Consider the following 18,638-nt stretch of genomic DNA (forward strand, 5'->3'; position numbering starts at 1 on the left):
CAAAGTACAAGCAGAGCAAAGAATAACTCAATTTGAGATATAACACCTAATTTTATTAGGGATATTTGAGAATGAAAAGCCGTTATGCGATTGATGCGGTCATTGGCTTCTCATTCACGGAGGCACAGGCGAGCAATTACTCAGCGCAATGATTGCTCGCGCTCTTTGCGGGCGTTGATTACGCAAAAGCCAACCCAGTAAGTCACTACAAGAATAGTAAGGATGATGGTGGATATTGAGGCAATTCCTACCCATGAGCCAAATAGCACCTTAAGCATGACGTTCTCCTTTTTTACAATTATTTGCTGTAGGCCTGATTAGGATCCTACGCTTCTATAAAAAAGAGTAAAGACCTTTTTTTAAAAAAGGTTAAATAACCATAAAAAAATTATGTGTTTTATTTTGATGTAGCCAAATTGATACAGTTTTTGCATTATTGATCTCAATGTTCGAGCAGGAACTGTTTGGATTTATCGTAGTGGTAATAAAACCACAAAGTTCTGGACCATGTCTTCATCATGGTATTTTGGAATGCGTCAATTACTAGAAAAATGACAGATAGCAATAAAAGCCTTCAGATCTGAAGCAGATGGAGTTTGAGGCAATGAATCTTCAGCCTGGTACTAAATACAGCTTCTTGCCATCGGGCCCATATGCCGGTGCAACACGCCTTGGCCTCATCTGGATGAAAGACATGACTACGGAGCTTGATCCAGCTGAATAACTGGTTGCGCGAAATTATGTCTATGAGGCTTTAATAGATAGGAGGCAAAGTATTGTCTGAAGTTGCCTGTCAATTAAGTGGGACGGGAAAGAGAAATGGAAAAGGCTTGTGCTGATGCACAAGCCTTTGATTTTTCTGGTGGGGCATGTAGGGGTCGAACCTACGACAAACGGATTAAGAGTCCGCTGCTCTACCAACTGAGCTAATGCCCCCAATCGAGAGGCGCAATTATGCTGAGATTGAGGCTGTGTGTCAACTTGAAACCAGCAACTTTATCGAGTAAGTTACATTTTTATCCAAATTCATATCGAAAGCGCGTGCATGACAATTCAAACAATATCGACCAAGCCTTTCAATGACCAGAAACCGGGAACTTCCGGTTTACGCAAGCGCGTGACTGTATTCCAGCAGCCACATTATCTTGAGAATTTTGTACAAAGTATTTTCGATGCAATCTCCGCACCTGCGGGTGCAACCCTGGTGGTAGGTGGAGATGGCCGTTTTTATAATCGCGAAGCTATCCAGATCATTATCAAGATGGCGGCAGCCAACGGGTTCGGCAGGGTACTGGTTGGACAAGATGGGATTCTTTCCACGCCTGCGGCTTCCTGCGTCATCCGTAAATATCAGACTTTTGGTGGAATTATTCTTTCTGCCAGCCACAACCCAGGCGGCCCACAGGGAGATTTTGGCATCAAGTACAACACTTCCAATGGAGGGCCAGCACCGGAAAAGGTGACTGAAGCGATTTATGCGCTGAGTAAAGGGATCAGCCAGTACCAGATAGTGGATGCTCCTGACGTGGCACTGGATGTCATAGGCGAAAGCGACCTAGCCGGGATGAAGGTACAGGTGATAGATGCCGTGGCCGACTATGTTAAGCTGATGGACAAGCTGTTTGACTTTGAGGCAATCCGCCAGTTGCTGGCTAGTGGCTTCCGTATCTGTTTTGATGCCATGCATGCGGTAACTGGGCCTTATGCGCGCGCCATCCTGGTGGACAAGCTGGGAGCTGACGCGGGTGCGGTGCTCAATGCTGTGCCATTGCCGGATTTTGGTGGTGGGCATCCTGATCCCAACCTGACCTATGCGCATGATCTGGTGGAAATTATGTATGGTGAATATGCACCTGATTTTGGCGCGGCCTCTGACGGTGATGGTGACCGTAACATGATTCTGGGCAAGCGCTTTTTTGTGACGCCTTCCGATAGCCTAGCCTTGATTGCGGCTAATGCCAGGTTGGCACCTGGCTATGCCAAAGGGATTGCCGGTGTGGCGCGCTCCATGCCTACGAGTGCAGCTGTTGACCGTGTGGCTGAAGAGCTGGGGATTCCTTGTTTTGAAACGCCGACCGGCTGGAAGTTTTTTGGCAACCTGATGGATGCAGGCAAGGTCACATTATGTGGTGAAGAAAGCTTTGGGACTGGTTCAGACCATGTACGTGAAAAGGATGGCCTGTGGGCAGTATTGTTCTGGCTCAATATCCTGGCCATCAAACGCCAGCCGGTGGAAACGCTGATGAAGCGGCACTGGGTGCAGTTTGGGCGCAATGTGTATTCGCGCCATGATTATGAAGAGTTGCCAAGCGATGCGGCAAACAGCCTGATTGAACACGTCCGCAACAGTTTTCCTAATCTTACCGGCAAGCAGTTTGGTCGTTACACCGTCAAGACCTGTGATGATTTCAGTTATACCGACCCTGTAGATGGAAGTGTGAGTCACAAACAGGGGATACGTATCCTGTTTGAGGATGGTTCACGGATTGTGTTCCGCCTTTCCGGCACGGGCACTGAAGGCGCTACCCTGAGAATCTACCTGGAAGCATTTGAAACTGATATGGCGAAGCATAGCCTTGACGCCCAGGATGCACTGGCCGAGATGATCCAGATTGCAAATCAGATTTCCGAGCTGAAGCAGCGTACAGGCCGGGAGCAGCCCACGGTCATCACCTGATATGCATCCATTCGAGATAGGAATTGAAAGTCTGTGTTTGAGCGTTGATTCATGACATCTGGGCTCCCGGGGGCGCCAGGTGAATCAACTCTCCAGTGGTGGACGGGTTAAAGCCCGTGTCAACGGTTGGTATGTGCAGCCTGACTTACAGGAAAGTCAGGCTGGATGTAAACAAAGCGCGATCTTCAATGAAAAAGTGGTGATGCGAAATTCATTCAACCTGCGTAATAGTCATTTTCCCCTGGAATAACCTGACATCCATGCGTCCCAGATAAGACATGCCAAGCAATACGTCACCATTGAGTCCGGGGGCAATAACAGCCGCCACATTCTTGGCCTCAACCCCGCCAATCCTGACTGATTCGAGCCGTGTCATATAGCTTACCGTGTTGCCATTGGCGGTTGAGGTGCGAATGGCATGGTTGCTGCTGAGATTCAGCTTGTCGGCAATGTCTTGCGAAATGGCGACGCCGGTTGCGCCAGTATCTACCAATACATCTACCTTGATGCCGTTAATAAGCGCTTCTGCACGATAATGTCCATCTGGTCCGCGTTGAAGGGTGACAGTACTGGCTTCACCTAACACCGAAAGTTTGTTCGGATTCAGCATGCTGTCGGCAAGATAGTAAAGGCCGCCTGCCAATGTAAGCCAGACGGCGATCCAGAGTACCTTGCCGCCAGACATCAGAACGGCAACTTTGCGTCTGGTGCTGCAGCCAGAATCACGTGGCGGAACTGTTCCTGGATACGCTTGAGGGCAGCGATATTATCTGCCTCAAAACGCAGCACAATCACTGGTGTGGTGTTGGATGGGCGCATCAGGCCAAAACCGTCAGGATATTCCACACGCAGGCCGTCAATGGTGATGACTTCATCCGCACCATCAAAGGTTGCGCTGGCTTGTAACTCTGCAATCAGCTTGTGCGGTTCACCCTCTTGCATATTGATATGCTGCTCGGGCGTGCTCACGCTGTCTGGCAATCCATTGAGGATATCCGATGGATTATCGAACTGGCTGAGGATTTCCAGCAGGCGGGCACCTGAATAAAGGCCGTCATCAAAGCCATACCAGCGCTCCTTGAAGAATATATGGCCGCTCATTTCACCAGCCAGCGCTGCGCCCGTTTCCTTCATCTTGGCCTTGACCAATGAATGGCCGGTTTTCCACATCAGCGGGTTGCCGCCACGCTGCTTGATCCAAGGGGCAAGGTTACGCGTGGATTTGACGTCGTAAATAATGGTGGCAGCCGGGTTGCGCTTGAGCACGTCTTCGGCAAACAGCAACAACTGGCGATCAGGGTAAATGATGCTGCCGTCTTTGGTGACCACACCCAGGCGGTCGCCATCGCCATCAAATGCAAAACCGATTTCAGAGCTACCATTGATTAGATTGTCGATCAGATCAGCCAGGTTTTCCGGCACGGAAGGATCGGGATGGTGATTGGGGAAGTTGCCATCCACCTCGCAGAAAAGCTCTTCCACTTCACAACCAAGCGCACGATAGAGCTTTCCGGCAAATGCCCCTGGTACGCCATTGCCGCAATCCACGGTGAGTTTGAGCGGGCGCTTGAGTTTGATGTCTGAAGCAATGCGGTCTATATAGGCAGGCGCAATGTCAAAGCTGCTTTCACTGCCGTTGCCAGTGGTGAAATCATTGTTGTCTATGCGATGGCGCAGGCGCTGGATGGTATCGCCGGAAAGAGTTTCACCGGCGACAACCATTTTCAGGCCGTTATATTCTGGCGGGTTGTGACTGCCGGTCACCATGACGCCGCAATCTGTGTTGAGGTGGAAGGCGGCAAAATACACCATGGGGGTGGCAACCAATCCCAGGTTGATGACGTCCAGCCCACTTTTGCGTATACCGCGAGAAAGGGCAGCAGCCAGTTCCGGGCCGGACAGGCGTCCATCGTAGCCAACGCAGATGGCCTTTTGCTGGCGCGCGGCAGCTTCACTGCCTATAGCCTGGCCTATGGCTTCCACCACTTCAGGCGTTAGGGTCTTGCCGACGATGCCGCGAATATCATAGGCCTTGAAGATTTCTTTTGGCGCAATCATGGAACTCCTTCTGGTCAAACCTTTGTTATTCAAGTCTTTAAGTGTTTTTCCGTACATGCACAGCTTTATTCTGCTTCTTCTATCCATGCCAACTGGATGGCTTCCAATATTCTTTCGCCGCATTTGCTGGGGTCGTCATTGAAGCCATCCAGTTTCAGTATCCAGTCATACAAATCGGTGAAGCGTATGGTCTTTGGATCCACGTCTGGATATTGATCAAATAGTTCTTCAGCAATGCGCTGGCTATCAGTCCATTTCATTCTGCTTTCCTTATAGGTGCTTGGCTCGGACATATTGCTCCGGCCAGGTTAAATCTACATGTAATTCCTTGGCTGCATGCAATGGCCAGTGCGGATCACTTAATAATATACGAGCCAGCAGGATGACGTCTGCCTGCCCGGTGGCCAGGATATGTTCCGCCTGCAGGGCGGATGTGATAATACCAACCGCACCGCTGGCTATGCCGGCCTCCTTGCGGATGCGCTCGGCAAATACCGTCTGGTAGCCCGGACCTGTCGGTATTTTGGCATCCAGGATCAAGCCGCCGCTGGAGCAGTCTATGAGGTCTATGCCCAGCTCTTTCAGCCAATTGGCAAGCTGTATGGATTGCTCTATATCCCAGCCGCCTTGCACCCAGTCGGTTGCGGAAATGCGCACAAACACGGGCTTGTCCTGCGGCCAGAACTTGCGCAGGTCTTTGGCGATCTGCAACGTCAGACGGCAGCGGTTTTCCAGGCTGCCGCCATATTCGTCCTGACGCTGGTTGGAGAGGGGAGAGAGAAACTCATGCAACAGATAGCCGTGGGCGCAGTGAAGTTCCAATACTTCAAAGCCGATAGCCAGTGCACGTTCTGCTGTTGCTAGAAATTGTGCCGCTATCTCCTGGATATCAGAATGGCTTAGTTCAACTGGTGTGCCGTGCTCAGGTGTGACAGGAATGGCAGAAGGCGCAACTGTTTGCCATCCGCCTTGTTCCTTGGATAAAAACTTGCCGTCACGCCAGGGCACATCACATGAAGCCTTGCGGCCTGCATGGGCAATCTGGATGGCCGGAATGGCGCCGTGCTCCCGGATAAACTGCACGATAGGTTGCAGCGCCTGCGCATGCTCTTCTGACCACAATCCCAGGCAGGAAGGGGTGATGCGCCCTTCAGGGGATATGGCTGTGGCTTCCACCATCACCAGTCCTGCACCACCGACTGCCAACCCACCCAGATGTACCAGGTGCCAGTGGTTGGCAATGCCATTCACTGCCGAGTATTGACACATAGGGGCGACAAAAATACGGTTCTTGATTTCTGTCTTGCGCAGGGTGATGGGAGTGAAAAGTTTGGCCATTAATATTCCTTAGTGACTGAATATGGGGATATCGGCAATCCGTGGTCGCCATTCCGCTGGACCTGATTCATGCACTGAATGGCCTTGGCTGTCTACTGCCACGGTAACGGGCATGTCCTCCACCGTAAATTCGTAGACGGCTTCCATGCCCAGCTCGGGAAAAGCTACCACGCGGGATGCCTTGATGGCCTGGGAAATGAGGTAAGCCGCACCGCCGATGGCAATCAGGTAGACTGACTGATGCTGGCGTATGGCATCGACTGTCAATTCTCCGCGTTCTGCCTTTCCTATCATGCCAAGCAAGCCGGTCTTGGTCAGCATAGTGTCGGTAAATCTATCCATGCGGGTAGCAGTGGTTGGGCCGGCCGGACCTATGATCTCTTCCCCCACTGGGTCTACCGGACCGACGTAATAGATAAAGCGATTAGTGAAATCCAGCCCTTCCGGCATTGGTTCTCCACGGGCAATCAGGTCCACGATGCGTTTGTGCGCAGCATCACGTCCGGTAAGCAGTTTGCCAGAGAGCAGCAGCTTTTCGCCCGGCTGCCAATCCTTGATGTCAGCCTTGCTTAGCTCATCAAGGTTGACGCGGCGCATGGGTGTGCTGGCATCCAGCACTACCTGAGGCCAGTCTTCCAGCTTTGGTACCGGCAACTGAGCTGGGCCGCTGCCATCCAGGGTGAAGTGGACATGACGGGTGGCTGCACAATTGGGAATAATCGCAACAGGCAATGAGGTGGCGTGGGTGGGGGCTTCCAGTATTTTGACATCGAGTACCGTTGTGAGACCGCCTAACCCTTGTGCGCCTATGCCCAGGCGATTGACCTTCTCGTAGATTTCCAGCCGCAGTTCTTCCGTACGCGTTTGCGCGCCGCGCGCCTGCAATGCCTGAATGTCAATCGCTGAAAACAATGACTGCTTGGCCAGCAATACGGCTTTTTCAGCAGTACCGCCAATGCCGATACCGAGCACGCCCGGTGGGCACCAGCCTGCGCCCATTTCAGGCACAACCTGCAATACCCAATCCACAATGCTGTCAGACGGCTCCAGCATGGCAAGTTTTGACTTATTCTCGGAGCCGCCGCCCTTGGCCGCAATATGAATTTCCACCGTATCCCCAGACACCATTTCCACATGCACCACGGAGGGCGTGTTGTCACGCGTGTTAAGGCGCTTGCCTGCCGGGTCGCTCACAATAGAGGCACGCAAGCGGTTATCTGCATCTGTATAGGCACGCCGAACACCTTCATCCACCATCTGTTGCAAGCTCATTTCGGTTTGCCATTGCACACTCATGCCCACCTGGACAAAAGCCACAACAATACCCGTATCCTGGCACAGCGGGCGCTGGCCATTGGCACAAAGATAGGAATTGATGAGTATCTGGCCGATGGCATCGCGGGCAGCAGGAGAGGGCTCTCGCTGCCAGGCCTCATGCATTGCATGCAGAAAGTCGGGCGCGTGGTAACAGGCAATATATTGCAAAGCCTGGTGGATGCTGCTGATAAAATCTTCTTGGCGGATCAATGCCATGCTGCTGCTTGAGTTTGTGGATATGCAGGAATTATACCCTGCATCAAGGCTAGCACCGCATGTAAAAATCTGCATGAATCTTAGCCACGCAGATGACTTGATGGTAGTAGATGATATTTGTTTGCTCATTGACCGAGGCATAGTCGTTATTGATCTTGCTACTGGAAGAGCCGAGTGAGCTGCTGCGGCAATATCCATGTTTTCATTGTGCCACTTTTAATAAAACAGAAATTGCTAGTCATACCTGTAGTAATGGCCATACAGATGGAAAGGTAATGTGCAATTTGATTCGGCATGTTGTTAAGGTGGCCTGCGGCGAATTTTGCTGGCTATTGTGAGCCGCAAGCTGGCATAGATTTCCAGTAGTCCGTATGGCAAAGCCCAATATAACGATAGCCTTTACGGATCAGACAACGTTGGTGTTCGGCACTTTGCCGTTTAGAGGCTTGCAGGTCATCTTCTCCTTCAATACTGTGTTTAGGGTCCATTGCAAAGTTCCCGCTTTTAACTCCGCCACGTGCTTGCCAGTCGACCAGGCGGGTTTCTGAGGAGGCTTCAGATTTCTCTCAATTTTCTATCGCTGGCTTTGGTGGCGAGGGTAAATGTTGTAAGCGAGCTATGGATACTGACAGCGTGCATCGCAATATTCCAGATAGGTACAACCTCTGTCGCGCATGCACTCAGCCCATTTTTTACTGAGTCGCACCTCTGCTTGAATATCGTTCGGATATCGGATCGAATCTTCTCCTCGCTGAAAGTAACGTATTTCTCTTCTTCAGTTTCCGCGCTCTTGGAATCAAAGGGGTCAGACTCGATGGAATCAAAGGGGTCATGGAATCAAAGGGGTTGGAATCAAAGGGGTTGGAATCAAAGGGGTGGAATCAAAGGGGTGGAATCAAAGGGGTGGAATCAAAGGGGTGGAATCAAAGGGGTCAGACTCGATTGATCCATAATTATCGTTGACGACGAAAAGCCTCTGACTTCCTGTCTCCACCTCTAGGTAGCTTGTCTATTCTACGGTTGAGTTGTTGAGCAATCTTTTGCTTGAAATATTCGCTTCCCAGTACCCAAGCTTTGTTGGTAGCTTCTCTTAGCTGATGCAGGCTCAGTTCATCAATATGCGCTTCAAACAAGCACCGATAATGCACCTGCCTGGATGTTTCGTCATTGCCCAGCCTGTGATACATCGTATGAGGGGTCACCAATGGATCAGCTTGTCCCAGTGCATTGGCACGATAGCTACTCCATGGATATTCAGCAGGGAGTTGCACCATGTTGGCTCTGACTGGATTCAGTTCAATATAGCGATAACAGAGTAGGGCATAGGTTTCACTATCAATCAGGCTGGCTTTGTAGCGGCCTTCCCAAAGGGTGCCGGTACGTCGATAGGTAACGTTGTAATATTGCACGTAATGTCGGCCCACACTTTGCATCATCTTCGCAATGCTATTCTCTTGATGAGGCGTGACCAATAAATGTACATGGTTGGTCATCAAGACATAGGCATGAATATCACATTGATGTTTCTTGGCAGCTTGCGACAGTTTGTCCAGGAAGAAGTGATAGTCTTCTTCCGCAGAAAAAACCGGTTCACGGTTATTGCCGCGGATGATGATATGTTGAGGGTGTCCCGTCAGTACAAAGCGTGGTAGGCGAACCATTCGAGTCTCTCCAACAGAAACTGCTCTCACCATAGCAGCCGCTTGAAGCAAAATCAATCGAGTCTGACCCCTTTGATTTGTTCTGTATTTAATTGAACTGTTATTTTATCGGACATGGCAATTCTCAATTGACTCCAAGTCGGGAAAGAGGATTAACGGAAACTATCTTCCCAGTGGTTGGATTAATAGCAACAATAGGGGACAGACTGGGCTATCCCCTATTATTCATTATTTTCATTTCTGTGATGTATTACCATCCTCCTTTATATCCATTGACAGCACATGAACAAGTGACAAAAACTAGAATAATAATTCCTAATACGCTAAATGTTTTTTTCAAAATTTTCTTCATATTTTCATCCTGATGAGTATATTGCTATTTTATATTTTTTAATGATTGGAGAATGGTACTAAATACTTCTGGAGGAAGTAGGATGCTAGCCGCAAATGGTGTTGCAATTAGAACATTTAATTTATTCGCAGCCTCTCCGATGTTACCTCGTAAAGTGTTGTCTAATTGTTTTCCAGTTCCGATCTTGTCATACCAGATAAAGCTATTGAGAGTATCATGAGTGCCGGAGTAAGCCTCTGCTAATCTATCCCAAAAATCTCCGGTAGAGTATTCAAATTGTACCCCTAATGCCATTTGACCATTACTGCCTTGCACTCCACAGAGTGGACTTATTAAATCCTGATTTTGTGCAATAAAATCGTTAATTGTTATATCATTTCCTTGTGCATCTTTTGGTTTAAAAATAACTGTGCCATCAGAGTTTTCTGCGTATCCACTTTTTGTAGATAGGTCGGCTTGGCATGCACCAGCACCAGCAACTTCACACCATTTTTCCAGTACAATCCGTCCGCCAGCTAGCTTGAAATTATCTCCATTAACACCAACACTTACTCCTGAAGCATTATTAATACAATCGTTTTCGCTGGCACAAAGATTTTTGAATTTCTTTGAGTCGTCAATCATTTTCTGCCGCATCACATCAGCAGCCCAGGAAAGAGACTCCTTAGTGACGGTAGAAGTAAGTTCGGCAGAGCTGCCGCCGATCGCAGCGATGATGATATTCGCAGCCCTGCGGTAATTACCATTGCCATTCCAGTTCTCATAATTAGATTTGGCTTGTGGGTCATTTAGTATCGCTTGAGCTGATTCCAGCGTCATTCCCGAGGCTTCCAATACTGCCAGCCGGTTACTCTTACCCTTTAATTAATTTGAATTGCTTGATTTTATTTAAATGCTATTTACATGGAGGCGCGGGCTGGAGTTTTATCTCGATTGGATTAATTTCCCCTGTAATATCATCAGCGACTAGTTCCCGAACTCTTAGATTGCATCGGCCGCCTTCCAAAAGAAGTGCAGCATCATAATCTTTTCCGGGTTCAGGGCTAAAGCTTCCTGTAAAAGGGCCACAACTAGCGTGCCTCCATTGTCCACCGACTTCTCCATTGGCGACATAGGTGGAATAGATGGTTATTGGCTGACTTGCTTGCACGATAAACTCGTTGTACGCCCAAGTGATGTCATCTGTTATAGGCATCCCGATCTTTCTGTTTTTGCTTAACTGGGACAAACCATAAAAAAGACCATAATCTTTTCCACCAGAAAAAGCAGGAATCGTTGCTTTATCGTACAAGGTATAACAAGACTTGTTGGGATGAAGATAAACGAATGCCCCTGTGGTGAGTACGCGCATGCGGGCAATAGGTCCATGTTCTGGAGAGGCATCCAGCACTTTGGGTCCTGCACATGCGGTCAGCATGCTGATAACAATCATAAAAAGCAGGAGATTTCGAGAGTTCATGAGATTTATCTTAAAGATATGGGGCCACATATCTATGCTCCCTATTATTGTTTTAACGGGAGCTACTCAACGTTAGACGGGATTGGCTCAAACTTGAATGATTCCAGCCAGTGCCTTAAAAATTCCTGACGCTTGGTTAGCCAGTCGGGGACGTGTGTTGCTAAATCTCCGCTATACCATGCAAGCATTGCAAACGTGTAGTTGCCTACCTTGGTGATATAGAGTTCATCAACTCCAGAAGATGCTCCTGGCACATTGTACTTTTCTTGGACAGGGTCACTTTTTCCATAAATTATGCTCCACTTCATATACTCCCACTCCCGCCCATTAATGGTGACGGTTTCTTTTTTGGTACGGGGGTCGGTGGTAAATTTACCTCTACTAAAATTACTCCCCGTTGGTAATTTGTGACCTTCAATAATCATCGGCCAAAAACCGATCATGGTGGCTCGGTAATTCAGGCCATCCATACTCACATGGGGCAATGTCCACACCCGTACTGCACCTTTGCTGGGGTCCAAGTTATAACGGAGGCGCACATCATATTTGTAATCGGGCTCCAATTGAGTAAATAAACCACCTATGCCAGGACTGGTGATGACTTGGGTAGAAATGCCGTTTTGGCATAGTTGTTGTGGGTATTTCGGTGGGATACGGGGGGGGGTCGGATAAACCGTGACATCCCAGATACGGTCGTAAGTCACCATAAAGTCCAAAGGCGGATGCGTGTAATCTGTAGCAGGTCTCTCTTTAGTGTCTTGAGAGAGAAAATATGCGCTTCCGGTGCGATCATCTACCGCGTGTCTGTCTTCGTCAGTCAGCGCCGACCCGTGCGTGCGGCGTGGGGTATAGTCCACCATGTGCCTGTCATGGTCGGGTTTCACAATAACCTGCGCACGGCACATGACTTTCATGTCGCTCATCACGGGCATGCCTTTTTGGTAGCGTGGCAGCGACATTTCTTCTATTTTCTGATACCCAGTCATGCTGCAGGCGCTGAGTGTAGCTATACCTGTGGCGCTGATGAACAGAAGGGTGGTAATGGATTTATACATGGTTTACCTTGGTGGGTTGCTGGAAACAGGCGCAACCGTTGTGGTCGGCCAAGTGGAAGGGTCATTCCAGCGGTAGGTGGAGTGTGCGCTATCGCTCGTGGTAAATAAAGCCTTCAGCTCCAATACCGATTGCAATAGATTGCCTAGCTCAACTCCTTGTAAATGCGTGGCTGAGTTGGGGTCATTATATTGATTGGTTTGACCTAAATTACCACCTACCACCGTGGCAACAGGGTCATTGGCGTGATTATGGTAACCAAGGCCATTAATACTATTATCTATTGGACCATTAACATTGCCATAGGCCAACCAGTTAGCCTGCTGTTCAGGCGTTGCGCCTGCCAAACCGGCGGCATTCAATGCTGCAGCGACTGCTGCGCCTGTGGAAGATGCCGGCCCGAAGTAATCGATATGCAGATTAGGGTTTGCATTACCTTGTGCGGCATAATCATTCAAGGCAATGTTGCTGGAGAGCGTGCCGCCGCTATGGGAAAGGAGATTGGTTTCACCGTGGCCTCCCACTTGCTGGTTGCCGTGAGAGGCGATCAAGGCTTGCACGATGGCGTCTGAAGTGTTGGAAGTCGCTTTGGCGTATTGGTCGATGGCTGCATTGAGCAAATCGGCCAGGCTGCCCTGGGTGTCGTTATAGGACAGGTAAATGGATTGATTTTCACCATTCGTTGGTAAATGACCAATACCCAGCACCAATGCGCGGTCTGGCTCATTCAGAATGCCATTCACGGCAATATTAAATAGACCTTCACTATTGCTATCCACGGCTTTAATCTCGAATAGCGGTGTATCGTCTTTTTTTAGATCGGCTAAGGCCTTGATGCGTTCTTCTAGCGGCAAGTCTGCATTGTTAATGGTGTCGCCTAGCCCAGAGGCGGCTTGTGCGCATTCAGGCGGTGATTTTTTACAAGTGGCAATAAACCCTTGCGTGATGTCGCTATCGCGCTTTTGTGCAGTTAACAAGAAGGCATTGCCCAGCGTCCCAACTGCATAACTGGTGGCGGCATTCGCGATATCAATTTCACCAGCCAAACTACCGACCAGTATATTACCCAAAGTGAGTGCTAAGCCTTGCGATAGGCTTGGTTTGTCACGTTCATTGCGAATATCAATCGCTTGATAACGCAGTGTTTGCGCTTCGGCTATTAAACTAGCTGCTTCGCTTGTTTTACCGCTGGCATTCAGAACAGCCGCTTCTGCTTCTTTGTCTCTGGCGAGGTTGAGCTTGTCATTATATTGCTGATCATATTCCGCCATTCTTTTGACGTAATACGAATTGATGGCCGTAGTCACTTGCTGGGTGGCTGCGCTGACAATGCTTGCATTCGCCGCTATTTCATTTTGAATGGCTGTGATGTCAGGTTTAGTCAATACATCATTGTTGGCTGTGTCAGTATCCCGGTTTAAGGTAGCGATGGTTGTTTCGGCATTTTTACCAGTCAATGCAGTTTGCTTTGCATCATCAGTAATGGCAATTTGTGCTGTACTTACCGCGCTATGCGTAACACTGGAGTCTGTGCCTGACTGATTTAGGTCGGGTGTCAATGTACCAGGAAGATTGACTAAATTATTACCAATATTTTTGGTGATGGATTGGTTAGAGTTATAAGACATACTTAAGCTCATGCTACTACTGTCGGCTGCATATTCTGCTCGATTCTGAATGTCCGAAACCGTGAGCGTCTCCGTAGTCAGGCTGTTCCTATTCTCCGCAATCGCTGTTTCAGTCGATGCAATCACTGCCCCCTTGAGGTCGGTATTGCCGTTGACATTGACCTGGAAGCCGCCATCTCCCGCAAATATACCCGCCTGCTCGTTGACCGAGGCATAGTCGCTATTGATCTTGCTGCTGGACGAACTGAACGACCCGCCGGCCATGCCCGCGCCAACCGGCACACTGACGCTGATGCCGGCGCTTTTCTGCTTGCTGTCGTAGGTGCTGGAGTCCTGCAAACTCTGGATATTGAGATTGCCCTTGCCCGAAGTGCCGACGTTGGCTACTACCTGATCGCCCTTGACTTGCGAACCGATGATATTGGTATCCGTGCCACTTTCCAGGCTGACCTTGTTGCCAGCCTGTACCACGCTTTCTGTCCACGTGACATCCGACCCATTGGCCTTGCCTTTACCCTGTGATGCGCTGGCGGTAATGGCAAGCCCGTTGGAACCGATGCTGATGCCGACACTGGCACTGCTGTTTTTATTCTTGCTGTTAAGTGTTTCCGTGTTCTGCGCAGCGATCAGGTTCACCTTATCATCCGCTTTCAGGTTGACATCTCCGCCTGCCTTGATTGTGCTGCCGATGACGTTAATATCAGATTGCTCGCCAGCCCCTGTGGCCTGGATGGCAATATTGCCGCCCGCCATCACATTGCTGCCTTGAACCGTGCTGCTGGTTTGCGTGGAGGTGCTGCTGCTTTTGCTGGTGCCGATGGAAAGACTAATGTTGACGCCGCCTGCCTGATTGGCGGCATTGGTGACGCCATTGTCTGTCGGTGCCGCAAATAATGCCTGCTGGGTGGAATCGAAAGCGTTCTTCGCAGCCAATGCTGTAGTACCTGCGGCCAATGCCTGCATGCGGCCATCGGAAGTATTGTTAGCGGCCTGCTTCATTTGCTCGGCAGTCTGGATGGCCGAGATCACTGGGCTGGTGATCGCTAATGTCAGCCCGCTCTGCTTGAACTTGGTCTCGGTAGTTTGGGTCGATGTGTTGTTGCCAGCCGTAATGTTGACTTGCTGAGCCTTGATGTCAATATCACCTTGTGGGGTGAGTACCTCGCTGCCGGTTTGGGTGTAGGTATTGCCTGCCTGGATGGTGACATTGCCTTCTACACTGCCAATGGTGCTGCCGGTCTGGGTGATGGTGGTGCCGGTTTGCTTTTGGCTCAGGTTGCTGGTGCCGTAGCCGATGCTGGAGCCGCCGGCGGAGAAGCCTGATTTCTTGGTGGTTTTCTGGTTGAAGGTGTAGCTGGTGTTTTCAGCGGTGGCGAGTGTAATGTCGCCACTGGCTTGCAACAGGGTGCCGTTGTCGCTGACCACCTGGCTGCCCTCGATATTGATATTGCCCGCAATGGCTGCTGCTGTTTCGCTGGCTGCGCTACCTGCCCGAAGGGCGATGGTGTCTGCACTGAGGGTGCTGCCAATGGCCTGACTGTCTTCAAAGGTGTTGCGGTAGGTTTTTGTGGTGCTGTTTAAACCGCTGCTGCGCTTGGTTTTGCGCGCTTGGTCGAAGTTGCTGGTGGCTTCGCCTGCGGTGATGTTGATGTCTTTGGCTGCCGTGATGCTCAGCTCGCCATGTTGACTATTGATATTGGCTGCTCTCAGGTTGGCATCATTGCCTGCTTGCAGGATGATGTCGCCAGCGGCCTGGATGGCAGTGCCGATATCTTGCGTGCTACCGTAGGAAACACGATTCTTGGCATTGCGCACACTGTTGTTTTGCTCGGCGATCTGCACGGTGCCGAGGTTGATGTCGCGACCGGCGGATAGCACTGTTTGACCGTCTACGCCGCTATTGGCAATGCTGGCGGCCATGAGGTTGAGGTCGTTGCCTGCACTGGCGACGAGGATGGCATCCGGGTTGCTGACGTACAAGCCGGCAACCCTGTCAAGGTTGGTGCGGTTGAAACTGCTGGCGCCTATGGTCTGGGCATGGCTCTGCGTGGTGCTTTCGATGTTGATGTTGTTGCCGGCTTCGAGTACCAGGGCATTTTTTGCCATGATGGTGCCACCGATGTTGTCGATGTCGCCGGTGGCTTTCAAGGCCGTGACATCAGCACTGATGTTGCCGCCCAGGTTCTGGATGTTGTCCGCATTGAGCACGGCCAGGGTTCGCCCTGCCATGGTGCCGCCGTTGGTGATGGTGTCTGTGGCATTGATGTTGATGCTGTTGCCCGCCATGATGCCGGTCGTGAGGCTTAAGTCGCCATCCTGCAGGCGCACGTATACCTGAGGAACAAGGGCTTTGGTGACGGTGCCGTCAGGCAGGGTGATTTCCTGTTCTACCAGCCAGACGATGTCGGAGGTAAGCTGGGCTATTTGTTCCGCTGACAAGGCAATACCTGGAATCAGCTGGATCTGGCTTGCCACGGTGAGCCCTGCGTTCATCAGGGCCTGATATTGCGCTTCATCACTGGCGTAACCATCGAGGAAGCGTCTGCCAGTCAGTTCCGCCACTTGTTCACGCACCAGGCGCTGTTCATAAAAACCATCCCCCAGGCGCTTTTGCGTGATGGCAGGGTCAAAGGATAATTGCTGCACCATGTAGTCGGAGCTCAGCCAGGTGCGGTAATTGGTGAAGCGGGGATTGGTTTCTATCAGGTAGTCTGCTGAAGCATCGGGCAGCGCCTGGAACAATGCGTTGTTATTGACTGTGCTTGAGTTGCTGCTGACCAGGGTACTGCTGGCCGGTGGCGCGGCATTGCCTTCAAGGCGTGTAGTGGCCAGGTTGTAGGTGGTGACGATGTTGCCGGGACTGTGGTTGCCCAGGTAGTCGATGTCGTAATCATCATCATTGCCATCCCAGTCGTAATACCAAGCGCTGCCGCTGTGACGGACAATGGTCTGGCCTTCGGTGTTGAGGTTTTGAACGGTAGCGCCGCTGATGTCCAGCGCAGCGCCAGCGATGATCTGGCTATCGCTATTCAATACATTCCCAGTGATCTGCATATCCCCGCCAGAGAGGATTTTGCCGGGAGTGGAGGCGAGCACTTCAGTGTGGGAAGTGTAGCTGGTGCCCTGATAGCGCATGTATTCGCGGAATGTATATGGCCCGGCAGAGCGCCACTCCACATGGACATTGCCGATTTGTGCGCCAGGGTAGTCTGCGCTATCCCAGACGACACCCTGGTCACGTGGGGTGAATTTGTCATAACTTGCCATGGTTTCCGCTGTCCTGCCTACTTGCAAGCCTGTATTGAGGTTTTGTACCTCATCTGCGCTGATGACCATGTTGCCCAGCGCTTCAATGGTAGCGTCCTGGTTGATGACGGAAGCGGCACTGCCAATGGCTATCCCTGAATCATTGAGGGTGCCGCCGATGGCGATGTCACCGCCGCTGAACAGCATGGCATTGTCGCGATTAAGGAGACTGCCTGTTGCCAGGTCCAGCCGGGTGCGCCCAGCCATGATGGCCGCGGTAGTGATGTCATTCACGGTTTCTGCGAGGTTGTTGATCTCGCTGGCCTCGATGCTGAGGTAGTCGCCGAATATGCTGCCGCGCCCGATGTTGTCCAGCCTGTTTGCGCTGATATGCGTGGTGTCTCCGTCTATGGTGCCGCGATTGATAAGGGTATCTTGGCTGAGGAGCGTGGTGCTGGATGAGGAGATGTCCCCGGTGTCTTGGTTGTCGATATTTTCGGCATTCAGGCTCAACCCGGCATTGGCATTGATGATGCCGGCATTCTGCAAGTCGTGATTAGTGGTGATGTTGATATCGGTATGCGCTGCCAGTGTCCCTGAGTTGGTAATGTGCCCGTCAGTCGTCACCACCACCTCGCCCACACTGGCGCCGATATGCCCGGCATTGCGCACGCCCAATCCGGCTTCGGTGCCGATGAGGTGGATCTTGCCTGCATACATCCCGCCTAGTGCTGCCACATCCACGGCAAAGGCCGGGGCCGTGCTTGTCGGGATGATGGGGGATATCGTCGTCTGGTTGCCGGTGCTATCCACATTCACTTGGTTGCTGCCAGTAGTGACGTTGAGATGGTTGGCCCAGATGCCCGCGTTGACCTCGACAGCACGCGTGATGACGTCGGTGTAGTCGGTGTGGCTGGCATCCATGCCTTGGCCTAAGAAGCTGATGCTGCCGCCACCCACACGATAACCCAGCAGGTTGCCACCATTGATGATGGGGGTGCCGGTGGTCAGGGTGGCGCGGTTGGCGTTGATGAAGCCGCAGCCATTGCAACTGATGCCGGCCGGGTTGGCAATGACGAGCTGGGCGCGGCTGCCTGCGATCTCGACAAAGCCATTGAGCAGGCTGGGGTTGTTGCTGTTGACTTCGTTGAGGATGACGCGGGCAGTGCCGCCTGCCAGAAAAGGGTTGCCCTGCACCCAGCCGCCAAGCTGGGTCTGCACATTGGTGTTGCTGTTGTTGAGGATGGCTCCCTGGGTATTGACGTCGAACTGGCTGTAGGTGTTGCGTGATACCCCGGCCGCGCTGGGCGTCTGGATGTTGACCAGCGGCAAGCCGTTGGCGGTGCTGTTGATGATGGGCTGCTGGCTGGCGGGGGCCGATGGGTCTGCAATGATGTCGGCCCGGACCGTGCCATGCATGATGACGGCGGAGCCCAGCAGGAGCATGAGGGCGAGGCGCAGGACCGAAATGCTCGCCAGCGTTATTCTGTCCACAGGCTGGGTAGTGCCGGATTGCGTTGTCGGGGCGGAATTGCGGGCCGGGATGTTTTCCGCCACGGCCATCATGAGGCCACGGGCACGGTTGAATACCAGGCGGTAGCGATGTTTATTCATATTGATGTCTCTCCTGTGT

At 51.2% G+C, this 18,638-nt stretch carries 12 protein-coding genes and 1 tRNA gene; 1 reads left to right on the forward strand and 12 read right to left on the reverse strand.

Going from position 1 to position 18,638, the window contains the following annotated elements; genetic code table 11:
• Positions 1-140: 140 nt before the first annotated feature.
• Positions 141-278: a DUF3149 domain-containing protein gene (locus LG200_RS02940; RefSeq protein WP_226756104.1), complete on the reverse strand. Its 138-nt coding sequence runs from the start codon at positions 276-278 to the stop codon at positions 141-143.
• Positions 279-860: 582 nt separating this feature from the next.
• A tRNA-Lys gene (locus LG200_RS02945) sits at positions 861-936 on the reverse strand.
• A 109-nt stretch (positions 937-1,045) separates the two neighbouring features.
• Here LG200_RS02945 and LG200_RS02950 point away from each other — a divergent pair.
• A complete protein-coding gene (locus LG200_RS02950; RefSeq protein ID WP_226756105.1) occupies positions 1,046-2,677 on the forward strand; it encodes an alpha-D-glucose phosphate-specific phosphoglucomutase in 1,632 nt (543 codons plus the stop codon).
• Between the two features lie 211 nt (positions 2,678-2,888).
• Here the strand turns inward: LG200_RS02950 and LG200_RS02955 are convergent, their stop codons facing one another.
• From LG200_RS02955 to LG200_RS03000, 10 genes are all read right to left on the reverse strand, one after another.
• Entirely contained in the window at positions 2,889-3,362 is a 474-nt protein-coding gene (locus tag LG200_RS02955; RefSeq protein ID WP_226756106.1) for a retropepsin-like aspartic protease family protein, read from the reverse strand.
• A complete protein-coding gene (locus tag LG200_RS02960) occupies positions 3,362-4,735 on the reverse strand; it encodes a phosphomannomutase/phosphoglucomutase (RefSeq protein WP_226756107.1) in 1,374 nt (457 codons plus the stop codon). Before LG200_RS02960 ends, LG200_RS02955 begins: the two co-directional genes overlap by 1 nt.
• Positions 4,736-4,800: 65 nt before the next feature.
• Entirely contained in the window at positions 4,801-4,995 is a 195-nt protein-coding gene (gene iscX, locus LG200_RS02965) for a Fe-S cluster assembly protein IscX (protein WP_226756108.1), read from the reverse strand.
• Positions 4,996-5,005: 10 nt separating this feature from the next.
• The gene (locus LG200_RS02970) at positions 5,006-6,073 is read right to left on the reverse strand and encodes an NADH:flavin oxidoreductase/NADH oxidase (protein ID WP_226756109.1); all 1,068 of its coding nucleotides are present in this window, start codon (positions 6,071-6,073) and stop codon (positions 5,006-5,008) included.
• 9 nt (positions 6,074-6,082) lie between these two features.
• Complete coding sequence (locus LG200_RS02975) at positions 6,083-7,606, reverse strand: fumarate hydratase (protein WP_226756110.1); 1,524 nt, start codon at positions 7,604-7,606, stop codon at positions 6,083-6,085.
• 953 nt (positions 7,607-8,559) lie between these two features.
• Positions 8,560-9,267: a transposase gene (locus LG200_RS02980; RefSeq protein WP_226756111.1), complete on the reverse strand. Its 708-nt coding sequence runs from the start codon at positions 9,265-9,267 to the stop codon at positions 8,560-8,562.
• A gap of 376 nt (positions 9,268-9,643) precedes the next feature.
• Complete coding sequence (locus tag LG200_RS02985) at positions 9,644-10,438, reverse strand: hypothetical protein (protein WP_226756112.1); 795 nt, start codon at positions 10,436-10,438, stop codon at positions 9,644-9,646.
• A 76-nt stretch (positions 10,439-10,514) separates the two neighbouring features.
• Positions 10,515-11,078 (reverse strand): hypothetical protein, encoded by a 564-nt coding sequence (locus LG200_RS02990; protein WP_226756113.1) that lies wholly within the window; start codon positions 11,076-11,078, stop codon positions 10,515-10,517.
• A 62-nt stretch (positions 11,079-11,140) separates the two neighbouring features.
• A complete protein-coding gene (locus tag LG200_RS02995; protein ID WP_226756114.1) occupies positions 11,141-12,133 on the reverse strand; it encodes a hypothetical protein in 993 nt (330 codons plus the stop codon).
• Between the two features lie 3 nt (positions 12,134-12,136).
• Complete coding sequence (locus tag LG200_RS03000) at positions 12,137-18,619, reverse strand: two-partner secretion domain-containing protein (RefSeq protein ID WP_226756115.1); 6,483 nt, start codon at positions 18,617-18,619, stop codon at positions 12,137-12,139.
• Between the last annotated feature and the right edge of the window lie 19 nt (positions 18,620-18,638).

This window comes from Methylobacillus caricis (genome assembly GCF_020532705.1).
GTDB lineage: Bacteria > Pseudomonadota > Gammaproteobacteria > Burkholderiales > Methylophilaceae > Methylobacillus > Methylobacillus caricis.